The following is a 15,398-nucleotide window of genomic DNA, read 5'->3' on the forward strand; positions in this document are numbered from 1 at the left end:
CTATTACTTACACTTTTCAGACATCAATCTCTCACATGCTTGAATTTTGGTTTAACCCACAGATTACCATCACAAAGAAAATTGCCCTGCTGCTGGTGATCATGCTGGTCACTGCAGCGGTATACTTCTTAGAACCCTTAAAGCTCGATGCGATTTTAATGTTTCTGGCCACAGGTATTGTTTTTTTAATTTGTCGTTACTGCAAAATTCATTTTACTGCACAACATCCCACAGGTTGGTTGGCACGACTATTGACTTGGATTCCACTGGCGTTGTTACTCGCAATAATTTTCATGCAGATTCAACACGGTGAAATTTTACTGTCGGGCGCTCAAGGCATTGGCTTTACCGCTTTGGCTATTTGCCTGTTTTCACCACTGTCATTGCTGCATCAACATCACACTTCCGACACACAATAAAGTCACAACTTTAAAAACTCTGCTATTATTCTTTGTGATTTACTGGGCATCGAATCGCCCAACCAAAAATATTCACTTTTGCTTGACCAGAGAACGCTATGCGCCAGTATTTAGACCTACTCCAACATATTCTTGACCATGGTGGCGACAAAGGTGACCGTACCGGAACAGGTACGCGTTCTGTATTTGGGCATCAAATGCGTTTTAACCTTGCGCAAGGTTTTCCACTGCTGACCACCAAAAAAGTGCATTTCCGCTCTATCGTGATTGAGCTGTTATGGTTTTTAAAAGGCGATACCAACGTCAAATATCTACAAGAACATAAAGTCAGTATTTGGGATGAATGGTCTACTGCAGAACAAACCGCGCGCTTTGGCCGTCCTGACGGTGAACTTGGCCCTGTGTACGGACATCAATGGCGTAATTTTGGTGCAACACAAAAAGCCGATGGTCTGTATGAGCAAGATGGTTTTGACCAAATTGCATGGTTAATCAATGAAATTAAAACCAATCCAAATTCACGTCGTTTAATCGTGTCAGGCTGGAACCCGAAAGAAGCAGGTCAAGTTGCTTTACCGCCTTGCCATACTTTATTCCAGTTTTTTGTGCACAACGGCAAACTCTCATGCCAGCTATATCAACGCAGTGCCGATGTGTTTTTAGGCGTGCCTTTTAATATTGCCAGCTATGCTTTACTAACCCACATGATCGCGCAAGTCTGTGATTTAGAAGTCGGAGATTTTGTCTGGACAGGTGGCGATACGCATTTATATGCCAACCACTTTGAACAGGCACAGTTACAGCTAAGCCGTGAACCACTGGCGTTATGTCAGTTAAAACTCAATCCTGAAATCAAAGATATTTTCGATTTTAAATTTGAAGATATTGAAATTGTAGGCTATGAGTCACATCCTGCAATTAAAGCACCTGTCGCTGTTTAATTGCCTGTTGCTAGATTTATCATCTCAACATTTAAATTGCCCCAACGTCCCCAAAACATGCTTGGCAGACTAAGAAAATACGAGCCTAATTATGTCATTTCAAAATTTAGAAGTTGTACACGTAGTCGCTATGGATCAACAACGCTGCATTGGTCAGGGTAACCAATTGCCGTGGCATATTTCGGCAGACTTAAAACACTTCAAAGAAATCACCCAAGGTGGCGTGGTGATTATGGGACGCAAAACCTTGGAGTCGATGGGACGCACCCTGCCTAAACGTGTCAATTGGGTGATTACCCGCGACCCAAACTGGGCATTTGAAGGCACAAAAGTGGCGCATAGCATTGAAGATGCCTTGCAACAAGCCGTTGCCGATGTTCAAGCCTCAGAAAAACCAAACACTTTATTTATTATTGGTGGTGGTGAAATTTTTAGCCAAACTATGCCGATTGCTGACCGTTTGGAACTGACACATATTGAACTAGATGTTCAGGGAGATGCGCATTATCCTGCCATTCCTGCCGAGTTTAAAAAAGTGGCCTCAGAACAGCATGTCGATGAAAAATCAGGGATTGCCTTTGAGTTTGCCCGCTATCAAAAATAATGCTGACAGCCTTGGCAATATTTGATTATGATGACTTAAACGGAATTTAACTTTGCCTCAGGAATGGCGGATGCTGCATTTCATATTCAGTTTAGGTGTCGTTCTTTCTTCTATTTGGCTCAGTATGGCCTTGTGGATTCATCAGCCTTTGGGTTGGTTAATGAGCCGTGTGCTGATTGGGACTTGGCTAGCCTTCACCCTCAGCATTTTGGGCATTTATATCACTCAGCATTTGCTCAGTCGCAATCAGGATATTTTGGTTTATCTTTTGGGTTTTACCTTGGGGCTGTTTTGGTATTTTGGGATGGATGCCAAGCAAGACCGTGACTGGAACCCTGAAGTAGCCCGTATGCTGCATTATGAACAAGTACAAGATCAGGTCACGCTGCACAATGTCCGCAATTTTGACTGGCATGCCGATGGTCGCTATACCGAACATTGGGAAACCCGACAATTTAATCTGAAACAGATCACTGGGGTGAATATCATCACCTCATACTGGATGGGGCCTAAAATTGCGCATACCTTGGTTAGTTTTGACTTTGCCGATCAAGCGCCTCTGACTTTTTCCATTGAAATACGCAAAGAAAGACATGAAGAGTTTTCTGCGATTGGTGGCTTCTTTCGGAAATATGAGTTGAGCCTTGTTGCTGCCGATGAAAAAGATATCATTTACACTCGCAGTAATATTCGGGGTGAACAAGTTTATTTTTTCCCAATTCAAATGAATCCTCAAGAAGCACAAGCACTGTTTCAGGAATATCTGCATAAAGCCGATGCTTTGGCGGCCAAGCCACGTTGGTACAACACTTTAACCAGTAATTGCACCACATTGTTGTTTGATATGATTCAGTCTGTATCACAAAAACGCTTCACTGCAGACTATCGCCTGTTTGCTTCGGGTTATTTACCCAATTATTTATATGATTTGCATGCGCTGGATCATCGTTGGGATATGCAAACTTGGTATCAACGCGCCCACATTAACCCACGTGTGGAAAACTTAAAAGATATCCACAGTCAGGACTTTTCCAGACTTATTCGACAAGGGGTACAGCTCGATTCCTCAGCAAAAATCAGCACGCCTTACTCGCACCCAACCGATCAAAACAAAGTGCTGCCTTGAGCTATTTTGGTCATTTTGTCCAGATACAATTCATTGAAATAGCAAACTACACCCATTCTTGAAAAAGTTGCAGCAAACATACAAATTCAACTAGAGCCACGGCGCATAATTTGTTTAGATAGCAACAAGTTCAAAAAATTAGAGATCATTTCATGTTTAAAAAATCTTTTGTTTTCGCAATATTTGCTTCAGTCATGCTTTTCTCTGGATGTGAAAATATGCCAACTCAAACGAGCACCAGCCAAATTACCGCAATCAATCAAGCTAACTTGGTACAACGTACATGGACGGCTACTCAATTGGGCAACAGTATGTTAAATACTGCAGCAAACCGCCAAAACTTGCCATATTTAAACTTTGATGCCACCACACAAATAGTCTCAGGTTCAGATAGTTGTAACCGAATCAACGCTAGCTATACCGCAGGACGTGACACCCTACAATTGGGTCAATTGGCGACCACGCGAATGGCTTGCTTAAATAACAATAACTTAGATCAGAAATTTCATGAAGCCCTGAACAAAGTCACACATTATCAGGTCTATGGTAAAACCCTGAAATTGCTAGATCGTCATGGAAATTTACTCATTCAATTTGAAACACCAACGGCTGTACGTTAATGGCTAAGTCTAACCATAAATAGGCTTAAAATGGTTGATTCATAAAATATAAGGACAAAATCATGCAACAAGCATTGTTTGGTGGCGGATGTTTCTGGTGTGTCGAAGCTGTATTTTTACAACTGCAGGGCGTAGAAAAAGTCACCAGCGGTTATGCAGGTGGACACACCTTAAACCCAAGCTATGAAGATATTTGCCGTGGCGACAGCGGACATGCAGAAGTCATTTTGATTGATTTTGATGAGCAGCAGATCAGCTATTCACAATTACTTGAGGTATTTTTTGCCACACACGACCCAACCACATTAAACCGTCAGGGCAATGATGTCGGCACACAATACCGCTCTGTGATTTATTATTTAGATGCTACACAGCAACAAGCTGCCACCGAGATGATTGCAGCATTACAAGCTGAAGGTGTGAATGTTGTGACTGAACTCAGTGCAGCACCTGAATTTTACCCTGCAGAAGACTATCATCAGAATTTTTTTGCCAAAAATCCAAATCAGGGCTACTGCAATTTTTCCATTCCACCGAAACTGAATAAATTACGCAGTAAATTTCAGCATTTACTGAAAGTATAACCATTGGATTTAAAAGCAAGTACAAAACGGTGATACTCATCTTTTGATGACATCACCGTTTACACCACTATTTATTTTACAAAAGTCGTCCAGACAAATGCCTGAGTACGTCCTTGTAAGGTCATCTTCAACTGATCGCCCGACTGTAATGCTGCCACTCCTGCAGGCGTACCAGTCATGACCACATCACCAGGTTCTAAACTAAATACTTGGCTAATATCTGCCAACAATGCCGCAATATCAAAAATCAATAAACTGGTATCGCCTTGCTGACGTAATTCATCATTAATGACCAAACGATAGTGCACGTTTTTCCAGTCCTGAATTTCCGATACATCCACCCAATCTGCCAACACACAAGAACCATCAAATGCTTTGGCTCGTTCCCATGGTTGCCCTTTTTTCTTGAGTTCGTCCTGCAACTCACGCAAAGTTAAATCCAGACCTAAAGTCACTGCACCTACAGCATCCAACACTTTGGCAGGATCTGTGTCTGCATTTAAGGGTTGGTCAATGCGTAAACTCAGTTCACATTCATAATGACAATTGCCCCAGACTTTATTCCACGTAATCCCATCATTTAAACTGCGTAAACTACTTGGCGGTTTAATAAATAACACAGGATGATCAGGTACAGCATTACCTAATTCTTTGGCATGGTCTGCATAACTTCGACCGACACAGACAATTTTAGATGGACGTGTACTCATGATCATCCTCAAATAATTCGTAAATTGGGAAAATTAGAACTTACTTTTTAAAGGTATTTTCAAAAACCGTTTGTTCTGCAGGCAGATTAAATGCACGTTTCGGCACAATCACCACTGTACGGTTTTTCAATTCCAGCATATAGGTGAGTTTACCCACAGCGAAATTTTGCACCTCGTTATAATGAAATACCTGTTTACGACCATTGGCATACAGCTCGGCATAGTCCTGAAATAAATCAATGCCTTGCTCGCTTTTTCCAAATTGGTATTTTACAAACTGGCGTTTAAACATCATTGGCAAAAACCAATAACGCATTAAGGTTTGCAAGATTAAAAAGAACGCACCGAGTGCAACATAATAGCGACCTACCCCATCGAAGCCCAAATAAAAGCCCCAAGCGATAATCGCCACACTCATCAGTGGTGTAATAAAACGGGTGAATTGTTTTTTACCAAAAGTCGCAAGGGCAAAGCCGTCTTGAGATTCTTCTAAATTTAAAATATAGCGCAAAGACAATGCTGGCTGCGTGTCAGACATAAGCTCATCATCAAGTCATTCAAATTGAGCTAAATCTTACACTAGATTGAGCACATTCCTTATTTTTTTAGTGTTTATTCGCTCAAAGCCAGATGTAAAACAATAGTCATACTTTTGACACAGAAATTTCATCATTTTTAGATAGTGTAGATGCAAAAAAACCGCATCAAAAGTGCGGTTTTTTATTTCAAGTTGGTGCGCTCAGAGAGATTCGAACTCCCGACCCCTTAGTTCGTAGCCAAGTGCTCTATCCAGCTGAGCTATGAGCGCGACGACTTGATGGGGTGCATTATACGTGTTTTTGTCTGGCTGTTAAGTATTAATTCATCATTTTGCAATCAAATGCACAGATATTCGACGATTCAAAAAATTTTACCGAAATACAATTATTGCATTGGCTTAGCTTCGGGTAAATGCAGATACCCACTGTATCAGCAAATTTCAGGCACAAAAAAACCGCATTTAAGCGGTTGATTGTTCAAGTTGGTGCGCTCAGAGAGATTCGAACTCCCGACCCCTTAGTTCGTAGCCAAGTGCTCTATCCAGCTGAGCTATGAGCGCATTACTTGTTTGCCAATTTAGGCGATACGTTACTGTTCAGTTTACTTATTGGTGCGCTCAGAGAGATTCGAACTCCCGACCCCTTAGTTCGTAGCCAAGTGCTCTATCCAGCTGAGCTATGAGCGCGACATAAGTAAAGCGTGGCGGTGAGAGAGGGATTCGAACCCTCGATACAGTTACCCGTATGCGTCCTTAGCAGGGACGTGGTTTCAGCCACTCACCCATCTCACCGTAACGTGCCGCCATAATACAAATTAAGTGCTAGCACTGCAAGCTTAGACACCACAATTTTTGCATATTTTTGCTCAATTAAATATTTTTTAAACAATTTTCAGGATTCATCACCAGAATTGCGCCTGAACTTTTGGCAATCACTACACAAAAACCAGAAACATCGTAAAATAACGACAGAAAACACATTATTGCAATCATTTACGTGCAGTCTTCACGTACATGACTTATGCTAAACCTACCTTCTGACATGAAGTTTATTCCATGATGAAAAATTGGGTCGATCCTGAAGCGAAAGCTGAAGCCGAACGTTACGAAAATCCTATTCCAAGCCGTACCTTAATCTTAGAAACCATTGAAACACTGCAAGCGGCACAGTCACATGCAGACTTGGTTGAGCATTTCGCCATTGCCGATCAAAAAAGTATTGATGCGTTAAGCCATCGTTTAATTGCCATGGTGCGTGATGGTCAGCTTATGAAAGATGGATTCAAGTTCCAGCTGGCTGCAGAACAACCGACTCATGACGCCACGGTGTACATCAACAGTAAAGGTTTAGGCACAGCCAATATTGCAGGTCATGAAGATATTTTATTGACTGAACGTGAACTACGTTTGGTGTTTAATGGCGATCAAGTCAAAGTTCGCCAGACTTCGGTAGATCGTAAAGGCAAGGCATGGGGCTTTATTACCGAAGTCACTCAGCGTCGTGTCAAACAAATCATTGGTAAATTATCAGAATACGATGGTGAATATTTTATTCAGCCTGCCCAACCAAATAGCCATCAACCCATTACCCTTGAAAAAGAATTGATTGAACATGCCCAAGTTAAACTGGGCGATTCTGTTCGCATTGCGATTGACGACTATCCAACCCGTGAAGAATTTGCCACAGGACATATTATTCAGTCGATGGCAGACAAAGCTGATACTGAAATTATTATCCCGCAAACCATTTTAGAATTTGGTCTGCCATATGAATTTCCTGAAGATGTCATTCAGGAAGCTGAAAGCTTTCAGGAACCGACTGCCCAAGATCGTGAAGGACGTATTGATTTACGCGATTTACCCTTAGTCACCATTGATGGTGAAGATGCCCGCGACTTTGACGATGCTGTGTACGCCGAAAAACGTCCAGGCGGTGGCTACCGAGTCGTTGTCGCCATTGCCGATGTCAGCCATTATGTCCGCTCAGGCAAACCATTAGATAATGAAGCTCAGGAACGTGGGACATCAGTCTATTTCCCACATTTTGTATTGCCAATGTTGCCTGAAGCTTTATCGAATGGCTTATGTTCACTCAATCCGCAGGTAGACCGTTTATGTATGGTCTGCGATTTAAAACTGTCACGCGCAGGTCGAGTCACAGGTTTTGAATTCTATCCATCGGTCATGCATTCAAAAGCACGTCTAACCTATACCCAAGTGGCACAATATTTTGAGGGTGATAGTGCGGCAATTCCAGAAGATCGGGAGGTGCGGAAATCATTAAATACTCTGTTCCAACTGTATCAAGTGCTGAAAGGCTTACGTGCCGAACGTCATGCCATGGAGTTTGAAACCGTTGAAACCTACATGACCTTTGATGAGTTAGGTGGAATTAAAGAAATTTTGCCCCGCACCCGTAACGATGCACATAAACTGATTGAAGAATGTATGTTACTCGCCAACGTCGCAGCAGCAGAATATGCACTCAAACATGATGTGCCGATGCTGTACCGTGTGCATGAACCGCCAGAGTTTTCACGTATTCAAAAAGTCCGTGATTTTGTCAAATTACTTGGGCTACATTTCCCAGAACAACCAACTCAGGCCGACTATCAAGCGGTGATTGAAGCCACTAAAGATCGTATTGATGCGCCAAGTATTCACGCGGTGTTATTACGCTCCATGATGCAGGCCTATTATGGTGCCAACAATGCAGGACACTTTGGTTTAGCTTATGATGCCTACACGCATTTCACTTCACCAATTCGCCGCTACCCTGACCTGTTATTACACCGTGCCATTAAAGCACATTTACAACACAAGCCATCCCCACTTTCGGGCGCAGCTTTAGATGATGCAGGCGAGCATTATTCTGCAACCGAACGTCGTGCCGATGAAGCTTCGCGCTCTGTCACCACATGGCTAAAATGCCACTATATGCAGCAGCATTTAGGTGAAGAATTTGTGGGCATAATTTCTGCAGTGGCAGAATTCGGTCTATTTGTTACTCTCAAAGACCTTTATGTCGATGGTATGATTCATGTCAGCCAGTTAGGCGATGATTTCTTTGTATTTGATCAAGCTAGTCAAAGTCTAATTGGACAAGCACGTGGTCAAACCTTTAGCTTAGGCGATGAAGTCAAAATTAAAGTGGCGGCCGTGAATTTAGAAGACCGCAAAATTGATTTTGAACTTATGCAACAACTCACCCATGCAGGTCGTGCTATTCGTATGCGCGCACCGCGCGTGGCAAAACCATTCAACCGTGAAGCCACCGAAGAAGTTTTTTCTGAGCGTCCAAGCAAGGCGACTTTAAGTGAAAACGGTGAGCAACCTGTACCAAAGAAAAAGCAAAAAAACAAACCGAGTTCTTATGGTAAAAAAACCTCAGCGAAGTCGGAAATAAAACCGAAAGAAAAAACCAAGAAAAAGACCAAAGAGAAAAAGAAAAAAGCCAATGCCAAGTCTAAATTTGACTAGCATCGGCTTTTTTCCAACCACTTCAAAAAGAGCTACGGCTCTTTTTGTTTTTTGGGATCGCCTCAAACAGCCATATTCTGACAAAGTTATGACCTTGATTAGCTAAATCTGCCCTTTTGCCTTGATTTCAGCCCTCAAAAGCCCTACATCTATTAATCATGAAAGAAATTTAGATGGCACTCAAAAAATGAAATTACAGCAAGCAACTTTACCTGTTCCACAGTTTGATCAAATTACACTGGCAGATTTAAAAGAAAAAATTGAGCATGCTATTCAGCAGGGACAAAGCTTTTTAAATAAGCTGACTGCAGTACCTGAAAGTATTACGGCGCAATTAAATGTTTTAGAACAGATTGATCAGCTCGAAAATAATATGAGCGAAGCATGGGGCGTGCTGTCACATTTAAATGCGGTCATGAATAATACTGAAACCCGTGAAATGTATCAGGCGTTATTACCCAGTTTAAGTGACTACTATACTCAGCTTGGTCAGCACACAGTGTTATATCAAACTTATCAACATATTCACGATGCCAACACCTTTAAAGATTTGCCTGCTGCACAACAAAGCGCAATTCAACTGGCCTTGCGTGACTTTAAACTGTCAGGCGTGGCCTTAGAAGGCGAAGCCAAAAAACGCTATGCTGAAATTTCAGCGCGTTTATCGCAACTGTCATCGGATTTTTCCAATCATGTCTTGGATGCTACTCAAGCCTATTACAAAGTATTATCAGAAGATCAGCTCAAAGGTTTACCACCAAGCAGCGTTGAATTGCTGAAACAATATGGTCAGCAACGCGAGCTAGAACAACCTGTGGCAACACTGGATATTCCTGCCTATTTAGCCATTATGACCTATGCCGATGATCGTGCTTTGCGCGAAACCTTGTATCAGGCATACACTACCCGTGCATCTGATCAATCAGACCAGTCTGAATTTGACAACACCCCGATCATGGAAGAAATCTTGCGCTTACGTCAAGAAATGGCGCAATTGCTCGGTTTTAACAACTATGCAGAATTATCCCTTGCCAGCAAAATGGCACCCAGTGTCGAAGCAGTCGATCAATTCCTGCGTGAACTAGCAGAACATGCTCGAGCACCTGCTGAACAAGAAATTGCCGAACTCAAAGCCATTGCAGCTCAAGATGGGATTGATACCTTGCAACCATGGGATACAGGCTACTATTCTGAAAAATTAAAATTACAGCAATTTAACCTTTCACAAGAAATGTTAAAGCCGTATTTCCCTGCACCAAAAGTAGTTGAAGGTCTATTTAGCATCGTTAAGCGTTTATACGATGTCGATATTATTGAACGCGCTGCCCCTGTTTGGCATCCTGATGCACGTTATTTTGAACTTGAAGAGCAAGGTCAAGTGATTGGTGGTTTTTACTTTGATCTATATGCCCGTACCGGCAAACGCGGCGGCGCGTGGATGAGTGGTTTCCGTTCACGTATGCAGTCGACACAAGGTTTACAAAAACCCATTTGCTATATGGTGTGTAACTTTACCCCACCTGTGGCTGATCAACCCGCGCTTTTAACACATGATGAAGTCATTACCCTATTCCATGAGTTTGGACATGGCTTACATCACCTGCTGACCGAAGTGGATAATATTGCTGTGGCAGGTACACATGGTGTTGCTTGGGATGCGGTGGAATTACCAAGCCAATTCATGGAATTCTGGGCTTGGGATCAAGACAGTTTAGATATGCTGAGTGCGCATATTGAAACCCTAGACACTCTGCCTGAACATCTGCTTAAAGCGCTGTTAAATGCACGTTTCTTCCAGTCGGGAATGCAAAGCCTACGCCAAATTGAATTTGCCCTATTTGACTTAAGTATTCACCGCAGCAACCCTGCTTTAAATGCCGAGCAGATTCAAGCCATGCTAGATGATATTCGTGAAAAATATGCCGTTGCACCAACTACAACCTACAACCGCTTCCAGCACAGCTTCAGCCATATTTTCGCAGGCGGCTATGCAGCAGGATATTATTCATACAAATGGGCAGAGGTTTTGGCCAGTGATGCCTTTGATCGCTTCGAAAATGAAKGGCTGTTTAATACCGAAACGGGTAAGCAGTTTAGACAGTTTATTCTAGCAGTTGGCGGAAAAGATTCAGCCCTTGACGCATTTATCAATTTCCGCGGACGCGAGCCAAAAATAGACGCACTATTACGTCATCAAGGTTGGACGAACACCGTTAAAAATGCTTAAACTAAGACCTTTAGATGAAGTTAGGGGAGTCGTGATGACCATTAAACGTCGTTTCATTGCAGGCGCAAAATGTCCAAAATGTCAGGCGTTGGATCGGGTTGTCATGCTCACTGCTGGCGAAGCTGAATGGATCGAATGCATCGAGTGTGATTATACGGAAAACCGTCCAACACATATTGATGAACCTGAAATCCCAGAGGTTTCAGATGAAATTGGGGTGATCCAGTTTAAGCCACGTCAGTCAAAATAAAACAATAAGGTTTAACGCATGACTGAAGATCAACGACACAACCCTAAGCTCCTGTGGGCGATTGCTGGGGGCTTAATTGTTGTCATTATTGCCGTGTTTATCTTTCAATGGATGGGTGAGAGCGACAATACTGCACCTATAGAAACTGCCCCAACCACGGCGCCTGCAACGAAATTTGCGCCTGCTGAAGCAACGCCGTTGCAAGAAGATGAAGCAGCACCAAAACAGTTGGTCACAGAGGATTTACTCAAAGCACCTGTATCTGAAAATGCAGCCCTTGCCAAAGAAGAAGTGGCTAAATTAGATGACATTCAAAATCAGCTGAATGATCAACGTGCCTTATTAAAACAGCAACATAGTGATGCCGATGAGTTGATTAAACTAAAAGAGGAGCAAATCAAAATACTGGAAGCCCAACTGGCACAGTAAACCTTCTCTGCTTCACATCAGTCGTTTTAAAATACGATAAGGGGTCAGTGTTGTAGCCAATTTAAGCTAGAATAGCCTGAGGTTATTCTGGCTTTATTTGTATGACATCTTCTGGCTCTGCCCAACAAAATTTGCTCAAAGCAATTATGCTGTTAACCTGCTCTGCCTTTCTGTTTTCGCTCATGGGGGTGTGCGTTCGTTACGCCTCAGAAACGGTAGATAATGCCACGGTAGTATTTTTCCGTAATTTTATTGGTTTGTTTATTTTTATCCCGCTCATTTTCAATAAAGGCTTGGGCTTTTTTAAAACCGAAAAGTTATGGATGCACACTTGGCGTTCGGTGGTCGGACTAACCGCTATGTATGGCTTTTTCTACGCAATTGCCAATCTAAAACTATCCAATGCAATGGTCTTTACCTATTCATCGCCTATTTTTATTCCCTTAATTGCATGGCTATTCCTTAAAGAAAAAATCACCAAACCAATGTTATGGGCTGCATTTATTGGTTTATTTGGCGTGTTATTTGTCGCCAAACCCGATGCAGGTATGTTTAATAGTATGTCCGCGATTGGACTCAGTGCCAGTTTTTTAGCAGCGATGGCTTTTGTCACAGTACGCGCCCTGACTCAAACCGAACCGCCTGAACGTATTGTGTTTTATTTTTGCATGATTGGTACACTCATTTCTGTTGTACCGATGTTCTGGTCATGGCGTCCCTACAACTTAAAAGAATTGAGTTTTTTAATTTGCGCAGGATTACTGGCCAATATCAGTCAAATCTTTATGTCCAATGCCTACCGTCTTGCCCCTGCAGGGCAAATTGGCCCTGTAAATTACATTGCGATTATTTTTGCAGGGATTTGGGGCTTTAGCTTTTGGCATGAAACGCCAGACTTATTTAGTTTGATTGGCTTTGCCCTCATTTTGCTTGCCATTATTTTATGCAGTCCACTGTTACAAAAACACCTGAATCACCACTCCCCGCATTCTTGATGCTGCTTTGTATTCCCTGCATATCAACCAATTAAAAAAACACCCCATAGCGAACTACAGGGTGTTGTTAAATAATAAGATGACTGCGATTAAGTATCCATATGCTTATTCATACCAGCCGAATAGCTTAAACGCATACGGTGCATAGGCAATAATCAACATCGCAGGAAGCATCACAATCATAGGCAAAATCCAACGCTCATAACGATAATAGAACGATTTATGACGAACTTCTGCATCGGCTGCAGCGACTTCTTCATCTCCAATCGACTGCCTTGCCAATAAATGATTCAGAGCTACAGGTGGCGTCACATAGCCTAATTCAAAACCAATTAGGGTGATCATCCAGAAATGCACAGGATGAATCCCATATTGATAAGCCACAGGCGCAACCGTTGCAGAAATTAGAATCACCGCACCGAATGGATCCATAATCATGCCCACAAAAATCATCAGGGCAACAATCAGGCTAATCACAATAAAGATGCTGCTAATGTCAGTTGGGAACGCTTCCATAATTTCAATGCGTTCTAAATATCCTCCCACACTGACTGAAAGCGCCATCAAAATTACCAATGCACCAATATGTCCCACCGTTTCACTGGTCGATAAATGCAGTGCTTTGAAAAAACCATATTGACGCAATGGTGAATCAGGTGCGGTCAATAATGAACGCTCAGATGAAGCTGTTGTCTGTTGTGCTGTAGGCTTATAATCAAAACTCTGATCCCACTGCCCCATGGCTGGAATAGGTGCAGGTTCATGGCGCAATTTATCAAATAGCACCATCATCAATAAAATAACCGGCATCATGACAGGAGCAGTAAATTCATTCATATTGGTGTCTAAAGCATATTTATAGAACAGCCAAATCAACACAAAAATAAGGATATAGGGCATTACAGGGCCAATAGCACGTAGGGACAATGGCGCAGCCATTCTTGGTGCAGCAATGCGGAATTTATTTTCAGCAAAGAACAACGAAATCACTAAAAACAGGGTTGAAGTCAAGAGAAACACATACAAACCATAGTGATATAGCATGTCCGTTGTGACTTCTTTATTCAGCGATGCCACCACAACAATCAATAGGCAAGGGCGAAGCACCACCCCCATTGAACCCGACATGGCAGTTGCTGCTAATGCAAACTGACGTCGTCCACCCGCATTCCAAACCTCTTTATAAATGATCGCACCTGCGGCAATGACAAAAATCCCCGATGCACCGGTATAAGCTGTTGGCAATGCCGCAGCAATCAAAATCAGCCAGGTTAAAGTTTCAGGTGCCAAATTCCACGGACGCAGAATATTCAGGAACAAATCCACAATTCGAGTTTGTTTGAGCAACATCCCTGCCCAAATAAACAATGCCAAGTTCAGGAAGATACTAGAGAATTCGACCAGTTGCCCCAGGTATATCCCTTGCCCCATTGGATAATCCATTAGGAAGGTAAAGGAGAAACCTGTACTAATTGCCATATAGGCATACAAAGGTACACTCAGGAAAGCAAGACCTAAACTACCGCCTTCACGGGTCGGTGTAGGTGGCTTAATAAGCTGGAATAAACTAATTAAAGTCAGAGTTGCAAACAGAGTCATCCACATCCAGTAAATGATTTGCGTTTCAACACTCATCGGTACGCCTGAATTGAGTACTGAACGATATTGACTGATACTTGACGAGGTTAAGAATCCATTCGCCACCACCATTAAGGTCGAATACACTTTAAAATCAATTTTGGTCGCAGGGCCACGTAAACCAATGTGATGGGTTTTTAAAGTGGCACTAATTGCGGCAAAGACCACCATCAACACCAATAAAATGGCACGGTTTTCAGTACCAAATTTAAAAATACCAAAAAAAGAGGTTTCAATGTTTCGATACATTTTCAAGCTTGGATAGGCTTGAATATGCTGAATCGCCTGATCATGAAATTGAAATTTTTCTTCACAAATTTGTTTGGCTGCCAAAATGGAAGCGCGGACATCTGATTCAGAGGCAGTGCCAAAAATATCGGCAAACTCATCAGCAGCATTGGCTTGCATTTGGGCATGTACCTGCGCATCGATATCGGGGTTGCGTTCGCAGTCAGGTGCAGTGGGTTCGGCACGCAAAAATGAATATTGCATACCCGTTGCAGGGTCACCGTATAGGCGTTCACCCATACGCAACAACTGACCATGTAACATTTCACCTGTACCAATAATGAGGGTCAGTAGCAACAAGATCAAAATAACGAATGTAGAAATCCATTCTGTCCATATATGTCTGAGCAAAGCCAAGCCAGACCTGCGTTGTCCGTTATTGTGCATATATTTTCCTGTTTTTATTCTATGCAGAAACCGAGACACTCGAATTTCTGTCTGTCCTTATTCAACGGAATATCCTTCTTCCATCGAGCATTTTTGCATTCAGTTTAAATGTGAATGAACGTCGTTATTTTTAAAATGACAATATAGATTTTCTTTTAAGTA

The 15,398-nt window shown here is 42.4% G+C and carries 14 protein-coding genes and 4 tRNA genes; 11 read left to right on the top strand and 7 right to left on the bottom strand.

Going from position 1 to position 15,398, the window contains the following annotated elements; all coding sequences use genetic code 11:
- The first annotated feature begins 35 nt into the window (after window positions 1-35).
- The 6 genes from BJN41_RS03360 (at window position 36) to msrA (ending at window position 4,294) form a co-directional block, all read left to right on the top strand.
- A complete protein-coding gene (locus tag BJN41_RS03360) occupies window positions 36-419 on the top strand; it encodes an AzlD domain-containing protein (RefSeq protein ID WP_070153281.1) in 384 nt (127 codons plus the stop codon).
- A gap of 98 nt (window positions 420-517) precedes the next feature.
- A complete protein-coding gene (gene thyA, locus BJN41_RS03365; RefSeq protein WP_070153284.1) occupies window positions 518-1,360 on the top strand; it encodes a thymidylate synthase in 843 nt (280 codons plus the stop codon).
- Between the two features lie 91 nt (window positions 1,361-1,451).
- Window positions 1,452-1,964 (top strand): dihydrofolate reductase, encoded by a 513-nt coding sequence (locus BJN41_RS03370; RefSeq protein ID WP_004974792.1) that lies wholly within the window; start codon window positions 1,452-1,454, stop codon window positions 1,962-1,964.
- A gap of 70 nt (window positions 1,965-2,034) precedes the next feature.
- On the top strand, window positions 2,035-3,090 hold the full coding sequence (locus BJN41_RS03375; RefSeq protein ID WP_070153287.1) for a DUF4105 domain-containing protein: 1,056 nt from the start codon (window positions 2,035-2,037) through the stop codon (window positions 3,088-3,090).
- Between the two features lie 152 nt (window positions 3,091-3,242).
- Window positions 3,243-3,710, top strand: coding sequence for an META domain-containing protein (locus BJN41_RS03380; RefSeq protein WP_070153290.1), 468 nt, complete (start codon window positions 3,243-3,245; stop codon window positions 3,708-3,710).
- Window positions 3,711-3,772: 62 nt separating this feature from the next.
- Window positions 3,773-4,294, top strand: a complete 522-nt coding sequence (gene msrA, locus BJN41_RS03385) for a peptide-methionine (S)-S-oxide reductase MsrA (RefSeq protein ID WP_070153293.1) — start codon at window positions 3,773-3,775, stop codon at window positions 4,292-4,294.
- A gap of 71 nt (window positions 4,295-4,365) precedes the next feature.
- On the opposite strand, the gene BJN41_RS03390 is transcribed toward msrA, so the two are convergent.
- From BJN41_RS03390 to BJN41_RS03415, 6 genes are all read right to left on the bottom strand, one after another.
- Entirely contained in the window at window positions 4,366-5,010 is a 645-nt protein-coding gene (locus BJN41_RS03390; RefSeq protein ID WP_319822803.1) for a fumarylacetoacetate hydrolase family protein, read from the bottom strand.
- Window positions 5,011-5,044: 34 nt separating this feature from the next.
- Window positions 5,045-5,542, bottom strand: a complete 498-nt coding sequence (locus BJN41_RS03395; protein WP_019836845.1) for a YcxB family protein — start codon at window positions 5,540-5,542, stop codon at window positions 5,045-5,047.
- Window positions 5,543-5,735: 193 nt separating this feature from the next.
- Window positions 5,736-5,812 (bottom strand) — tRNA-Arg (locus tag BJN41_RS03400).
- A 214-nt stretch (window positions 5,813-6,026) separates the two neighbouring features.
- Window positions 6,027-6,103, bottom strand: a tRNA-Arg gene (locus BJN41_RS03405).
- A 49-nt stretch (window positions 6,104-6,152) separates the two neighbouring features.
- Window positions 6,153-6,229: transfer RNA gene (locus BJN41_RS03410), tRNA-Arg, on the bottom strand.
- A 15-nt stretch (window positions 6,230-6,244) separates the two neighbouring features.
- A tRNA-Ser gene (locus BJN41_RS03415) sits at window positions 6,245-6,334 on the bottom strand.
- A gap of 264 nt (window positions 6,335-6,598) precedes the next feature.
- Here BJN41_RS03415 and rnr point away from each other — a divergent pair.
- The 5 genes from rnr to BJN41_RS03440 all read left to right on the top strand — a co-directional run bounded on the left by rnr (window position 6,599) and on the right by BJN41_RS03440 (window position 12,923).
- Window positions 6,599-9,022, top strand: a complete 2,424-nt coding sequence (gene rnr / locus BJN41_RS03420) for a ribonuclease R (RefSeq protein WP_070153298.1) — start codon at window positions 6,599-6,601, stop codon at window positions 9,020-9,022.
- A gap of 187 nt (window positions 9,023-9,209) precedes the next feature.
- Window positions 9,210-11,249, top strand: coding sequence for a M3 family metallopeptidase (locus tag BJN41_RS03425; RefSeq protein ID WP_070153300.1), 2,040 nt, complete (start codon window positions 9,210-9,212; stop codon window positions 11,247-11,249).
- Window positions 11,250-11,289: 40 nt separating this feature from the next.
- Window positions 11,290-11,499, top strand: a complete 210-nt coding sequence (locus BJN41_RS03430; protein ID WP_413772606.1) for a YheV family putative zinc ribbon protein — start codon at window positions 11,290-11,292, stop codon at window positions 11,497-11,499.
- 18 nt (window positions 11,500-11,517) lie between these two features.
- On the top strand, window positions 11,518-11,928 hold the full coding sequence (locus BJN41_RS03435; protein WP_070153305.1) for a hypothetical protein: 411 nt from the start codon (window positions 11,518-11,520) through the stop codon (window positions 11,926-11,928).
- A 101-nt stretch (window positions 11,929-12,029) separates the two neighbouring features.
- Window positions 12,030-12,923, top strand: coding sequence for a DMT family transporter (locus tag BJN41_RS03440; RefSeq protein WP_070153308.1), 894 nt, complete (start codon window positions 12,030-12,032; stop codon window positions 12,921-12,923).
- Between the two features lie 105 nt (window positions 12,924-13,028).
- Here BJN41_RS03440 and BJN41_RS03445 read toward each other — a convergent pair whose 3' ends face one another.
- Entirely contained in the window at window positions 13,029-15,236 is a 2,208-nt protein-coding gene (locus BJN41_RS03445) for a TRAP transporter large permease subunit (RefSeq protein WP_070153311.1), read from the bottom strand.
- Window positions 15,237-15,398 lie beyond the last annotated feature (162 nt).

The organism is Acinetobacter towneri, assembly GCF_001758345.1.
In the GTDB taxonomy this organism is placed as follows: Bacteria; Pseudomonadota; Gammaproteobacteria; order Pseudomonadales; family Moraxellaceae; genus Acinetobacter; species Acinetobacter towneri_A.

Bases quoted from the DNA above. Each gene is read 5' to 3' on its own strand.
- BJN41_RS03360 (WP_070153281.1), top strand. From the start codon at position 36: ATGCTTGAATTTTGGTTTAACCCACAGATTACCATCACAAAGAAAATT.
- thyA (WP_070153284.1), top strand. From the start codon at position 518: ATGCGCCAGTATTTAGACCTACTCCAACATATTCTTGACCATGGTGGC.
- BJN41_RS03370 (WP_004974792.1), top strand. From the start codon at position 1,452: ATGTCATTTCAAAATTTAGAAGTTGTACACGTAGTCGCTATGGATCAA.
- BJN41_RS03375 (WP_070153287.1), top strand. From the start codon at position 2,035: ATGCTGCATTTCATATTCAGTTTAGGTGTCGTTCTTTCTTCTATTTGG.
- BJN41_RS03380 (WP_070153290.1), top strand. From the start codon at position 3,243: ATGTTTAAAAAATCTTTTGTTTTCGCAATATTTGCTTCAGTCATGCTT.
- msrA (WP_070153293.1), top strand. From the start codon at position 3,773: ATGCAACAAGCATTGTTTGGTGGCGGATGTTTCTGGTGTGTCGAAGCT.
- BJN41_RS03390 (WP_319822803.1), bottom strand. From the start codon at position 5,010: ATGATCATGAGTACACGTCCATCTAAAATTGTCTGTGTCGGTCGAAGT.
- BJN41_RS03395 (WP_019836845.1), bottom strand. From the start codon at position 5,542: ATGTCTGACACGCAGCCAGCATTGTCTTTGCGCTATATTTTAAATTTA.
- rnr (WP_070153298.1), top strand. From the start codon at position 6,599: ATGATGAAAAATTGGGTCGATCCTGAAGCGAAAGCTGAAGCCGAACGT.
- BJN41_RS03435 (WP_070153305.1), top strand. From the start codon at position 11,518: ATGACTGAAGATCAACGACACAACCCTAAGCTCCTGTGGGCGATTGCT.
- BJN41_RS03440 (WP_070153308.1), top strand. From the start codon at position 12,030: ATGACATCTTCTGGCTCTGCCCAACAAAATTTGCTCAAAGCAATTATG.
- BJN41_RS03445 (WP_070153311.1), bottom strand. From the start codon at position 15,236: ATGCACAATAACGGACAACGCAGGTCTGGCTTGGCTTTGCTCAGACAT.